Source organism: Stutzerimonas xanthomarina DSM 18231, assembly GCF_900129835.1.
GTDB classification, from domain to species: Bacteria; Pseudomonadota; Gammaproteobacteria; order Pseudomonadales; family Pseudomonadaceae; genus Stutzerimonas; species Stutzerimonas xanthomarina.
In genome coordinates, this window is record NZ_FQXA01000014.1 from 1 (window position 1) to 5,427 (window position 5,427).

The following is a 5,427-nucleotide window of genomic DNA, read 5'->3' on the forward strand; positions in this document are numbered from 1 at the left end:
AGACGAAAGACTTGATCGAAACGCTCTTTAACAACTGAATCAAGCAATTCGTGTGGGTGCTTGTGAGGTAAGACTGGTAGTCAGCAAGATTATCAGCATCACAATGTACTCAACGAGAAATCATTGAGTGCTCTTCTTGAGGGTGACCTTTGGAAGAGATTGCGATTGCTGAGCCAAGTTTAGGGTTTTCTCAAAACCCATGCAGTATTGAACTGAAGAGTTTGATCATGGCTCAGATTGAACGCTGGCGGCAGGCCTAACACATGCAAGTCGAGCGGATGAAGAGAGCTTGCTCTCTGATTCAGCGGCGGACGGGTGAGTAATGCCTAGGAATCTGCCTGGTAGTGGGGGACAACGTTTCGAAAGGAACGCTAATACCGCATACGTCCTACGGGAGAAAGCAGGGGACCTTCGGGCCTTGCGCTATCAGATGAGCCTAGGTCGGATTAGCTAGTTGGTGAGGTAATGGCTCACCAAGGCGACGATCCGTAACTGGTCTGAGAGGATGATCAGTCACACTGGAACTGAGACACGGTCCAGACTCCTACGGGAGGCAGCAGTGGGGAATATTGGACAATGGGCGAAAGCCTGATCCAGCCATGCCGCGTGTGTGAAGAAGGTCTTCGGATTGTAAAGCACTTTAAGTTGGGAGGAAGGGCATTAACCTAATACGTTAGTGTTTTGACGTTACCGACAGAATAAGCACCGGCTAACTTCGTGCCAGCAGCCGCGGTAATACGAAGGGTGCAAGCGTTAATCGGAATTACTGGGCGTAAAGCGCGCGTAGGTGGTTTGTTAAGTTGGAAGTGAAAGCCCCGGGCTCAACCTGGGAACTGCTTTCAAAACTGGCAAGCTAGAGTATGGCAGAGGGTGGTGGAATTTCCTGTGTAGCGGTGAAATGCGTAGATATAGGAAGGAACACCAGTGGCGAAGGCGACCACCTGGGCTAATACTGACACTGAGGTGCGAAAGCGTGGGGAGCAAACAGGATTAGATACCCTGGTAGTCCACGCCGTAAACGATGTCGACTAGCCGTTGGGATCCTTGAGATCTTAGTGGCGCAGCTAACGCATTAAGTCGACCGCCTGGGGAGTACGGCCGCAAGGTTAAAACTCAAATGAATTGACGGGGGCCCGCACAAGCGGTGGAGCATGTGGTTTAATTCGAAGCAACGCGAAGAACCTTACCAGGCCTTGACATGCAGAGAACTTTCCAGAGATGGATGGGTGCCTTCGGGAACTCTGACACAGGTGCTGCATGGCTGTCGTCAGCTCGTGTCGTGAGATGTTGGGTTAAGTCCCGTAACGAGCGCAACCCTTGTCCTTAGTTACCAGCACGTCATGGTGGGCACTCTAAGGAGACTGCCGGTGACAAACCGGAGGAAGGTGGGGATGACGTCAAGTCATCATGGCCCTTACGGCCTGGGCTACACACGTGCTACAATGGTCGGTACAAAGGGTTGCCAAGCCGCGAGGTGGAGCTAATCCCATAAAACCGATCGTAGTCCGGATCGCAGTCTGCAACTCGACTGCGTGAAGTCGGAATCGCTAGTAATCGTGAATCAGAATGTCACGGTGAATACGTTCCCGGGCCTTGTACACACCGCCCGTCACACCATGGGAGTGGGTTGCTCCAGAAGTAGCTAGTCTAACCTTCGGGAGGACGGTTACCACGGAGTGATTCATGACTGGGGTGAAGTCGTAACAAGGTAGCCGTAGGGGAACCTGCGGCTGGATCACCTCCTTAATCGAAGACTTCAGCTTCTTCATAAGTTCCCACACGAATTGCTTGATTCACTAGCGAAAAGCGATTGGGTTTCGACCCGAGAGAGACGATTGGGTCTGTAGCTCAGTTGGTTAGAGCGCACCCCTGATAAGGGTGAGGTCGGCAGTTCGAATCTGCCCAGACCCACCAATTGTCATGGGATGTGGCCGATCTGTAGATGGGGCCATAGCTCAGCTGGGAGAGCGCCTGCTTTGCACGCAGGAGGTCAGCGGTTCGATCCCGCTTGGCTCCACCATTATTCTCGCCATCGCTTGAAAGCACAGAAATGAATAGATTCCTTAGGGAGTGTATTGATTTCTGGTCTTTGCGCCAGTAACTGTTCTTTAAAAATTTGGGTATGTGATAGAAGTAGATTTGAGTGGTCACTTTCACTGGTGATTATTCAAGTCAAGGTAAAATTTGCGAGATGCTCGAGAGAGCAAAATGCGGATTTTCGGCGAATGTCGTCTTCACGTTATTAGACAGTAACCAGATTGCTTGGGGTTATATGGTCAAGTGAAGAAGCGCATACGGTGGATGCCTTGGCAGTCAGAGGCGATGAAAGACGTGGTAGCCTGCGAAAAGCTTCGGGGAGTCGGCAAACAGACTGTGATCCGGAGATGTCTGAATGGGGGAACCCAGCCATCATAAGATGGTTATCACACACTGAATACATAGGTGTGTGAGGCGAACCAGGGGAACTGAAACATCTAAGTACCCTGAGGAAAAGAAATCAACCGAGATTCCCTTAGTAGTGGCGAGCGAACGGGGACTAGCCCTTAAGCTTCTTTGATTTTAGCGGAACGCTCTGGAAAGTGCGGCCATAGTGGGTGATAGCCCTGTACGCGAAAAGGTCTTAGAAGTGAAATCGAGTAGGACGGAGCACGAGAAACTTTGTCTGAATATGGGGGGACCATCCTCCAAGGCTAAATACTACTGACTGACCGATAGTGAACTAGTACCGTGAGGGAAAGGCGAAAAGAACCCCGGAGAGGGGAGTGAAATAGATCCTGAAACCGTATGCGTACAAGCAGTGGGAGCCTACTTTGTTAGGTGACTGCGTACCTTTTGTATAATGGGTCAGCGACTTATTTTCAGTGGCGAGCTTAACCGAATAGGGGAGGCGTAGCGAAAGCGAGTCTTAATAGGGCGTCTAGTCGCTGGGAATAGACCCGAAACCGGGCGATCTATCCATGGGCAGGTTGAAGGTTGGGTAACACTAACTGGAGGACCGAACCGACTACCGTTGAAAAGTTAGCGGATGACCTGTGGATCGGAGTGAAAGGCTAATCAAGCTCGGAGATAGCTGGTTCTCCTCGAAAGCTATTTAGGTAGCGCCTCGTGTATCACTGCTGGGGGTAGAGCACTGTTTCGGCTAGGGGGTCATCCCGACTTACCAAACCGATGCAAACTCCGAATACCAGCAAGTGTCAGCACGGGAGACACACGGCGGGTGCTAACGTCCGTCGTGAAAAGGGAAACAACCCAGACCGTCAGCTAAGGTCCCAAAATCCTGGTTAAGTGGGAAACGATGTGGGAAGGCTCAGACAGCTAGGAGGTTGGCTTAGAAGCAGCCACCCTTTAAAGAAAGCGTAATAGCTCACTAGTCGAGTCGGCCTGCGCGGAAGATGTAACGGGGCTCAAACCAGGTACCGAAGCTACGGGTTCATCGTAAGATGAGCGGTAGAGGAGCGTTCTGTAAGCCTGTGAAGGTGAGTTGAGAAGCTTGCTGGAGGTATCAGAAGTGCGAATGCTGACATGAGTAACGACAATGGGAGTGAAAAACTCCCACGCCGAAAGACCAAGGGTTCCTGCGCAACGTTAATCGACGCAGGGTGAGTCGGTCCCTAAGGCGAGGCTGAAGAGCGTAGTCGATGGGAAACGGGTTAATATTCCCGTACTTCTAGTTACTGCGATGGGGGGACGGAGAAGGCTAGGCCAGCTTGGCGTTGGTTGTCCAAGTTTAAGGTGGTAGGCAGAGGTCTTAGGTAAATCCGGGATCTTAATGCCGAGAACTGATGACGATCCTTCTTTTAGAAGGAGAAGTGGTTGATGCCATGCTTCCAGGAAAAGCCTCTAAGCTTCAGGTAACTAGGAACCGTACCCCAAACCGACACAGGTGGTTGGGTAGAGAATACCAAGGCGCTTGAGAGAACTCGGGTGAAGGAACTAGGCAAAATGGCACCGTAACTTCGGGAGAAGGTGCGCCGGTGAGGGTGAAGCATTTACTGCGTAAGCTCATGCCGGTCGAAGATACCAGGCCGCTGCGACTGTTTATTAAAAACACAGCACTCTGCAAACACGAAAGTGGACGTATAGGGTGTGACGCCTGCCCGGTGCCGGAAGGTTAATTGATGGGGTTAGCGCAAGCGAAGCTCTTGATCGAAGCCCCGGTAAACGGCGGCCGTAACTATAACGGTCCTAAGGTAGCGAAATTCCTTGTCGGGTAAGTTCCGACCTGCACGAATGGCGTAACGATGGCGGCGCTGTCTCCACCCGAGACTCAGTGAAATTGAAATCGCTGTGAAGATGCAGTGTATCCGCGGCTAGACGGAAAGACCCCGTGAACCTTTACTATAGCTTTGCACTGGACTTTGAATTTGCTTGTGTAGGATAGGTGGGAGGCTTTGAAGCGTGGACGCCAGTTCGCGTGGAGCCATCCTTGAAATACCACCCTGGCAACTTTGAGGTTCTAACTCTGGTCCGTTATCCGGATCGAGGACAGTGTATGGTGGGTAGTTTGACTGGGGCGGTCTCCTCCTAAAGAGTAACGGAGGAGTACGAAGGTGCGCTCAGACCGGTCGGAAATCGGTCGTAGAGTATAAAGGCAAAAGCGCGCTTGACTGCGAGACAGACACGTCGAGCAGGTACGAAAGTAGGTCTTAGTGATCCGGTGGTTCTGTATGGAAGGGCCATCGCTCAACGGATAAAAGGTACTCCGGGGATAACAGGCTGATACCGCCCAAGAGTTCATATCGACGGCGGTGTTTGGCACCTCGATGTCGGCTCATCACATCCTGGGGCTGAAGCCGGTCCCAAGGGTATGGCTGTTCGCCATTTAAAGTGGTACGCGAGCTGGGTTTAGAACGTCGTGAGACAGTTCGGTCCCTATCTGCCGTGGACGTTTGAGATTTGAGAGGGGCTGCTCCTAGTACGAGAGGACCGGAGTGGACGAACCTCTGGTGTTCCGGTTGTCACGCCAGTGGCATTGCCGGGTAGCTATGTTCGGAAGAGATAACCGCTGAAAGCATCTAAGCGGGAAACTTGCCTCAAGATGAGATCTCACTGGAGCCTTGAGCTCCCTGAAGGGCCGTCGAAGACTACGACGTTGATAGGTTGGGTGTGTAAGCGCTGTGAGGCGTTGAGCTAACCAATACTAATTGCCCGTGAGGCTTGACCATATAACACCCAAACAATTTGATGTTTGCGTGTCAGACGGTTGAAGTCGACAAACAAACCGAAAAGACGCATCGCTCGCAAGCGAAACCAATACAGCAACACCATCACATACCCAATTAGGGGAAGCGACTCAACACCGACTCCCCAACCGAATTGCTTGACGACCATAGAGCGTTGGAACCACCTGATCCCATCCCGAACTCAGTAGTGAAACGACGCATCGCCGATGGTAGTGTGGGGTTTCCCCATGTGAGAGTAGGTCAT

The 5,427-nt window shown here is 51.8% G+C and carries 2 tRNA genes and 3 rRNA genes; all 5 read left to right on the top strand.

The features are described 5' to 3' along the window. The first annotated feature begins 209 nt into the window (after window positions 1-209). A 16S ribosomal RNA gene (locus BUE09_RS19940) occupies window positions 210-1,746 on the top strand. Between the two features lie 91 nt (window positions 1,747-1,837). Next, window positions 1,838-1,914, top strand: a tRNA-Ile gene (locus BUE09_RS19945). 30 nt (window positions 1,915-1,944) lie between these two features. Continuing rightward, window positions 1,945-2,020: transfer RNA gene (locus tag BUE09_RS19950), tRNA-Ala, on the top strand. Window positions 2,021-2,274: 254 nt separating this feature from the next. After that, window positions 2,275-5,165, top strand: a 23S ribosomal RNA gene (locus BUE09_RS19955). 154 nt (window positions 5,166-5,319) lie between these two features. Further along, a 5S ribosomal RNA gene (rrf, locus tag BUE09_RS19960) occupies window positions 5,320-5,427 on the top strand; the annotation flags it as partial.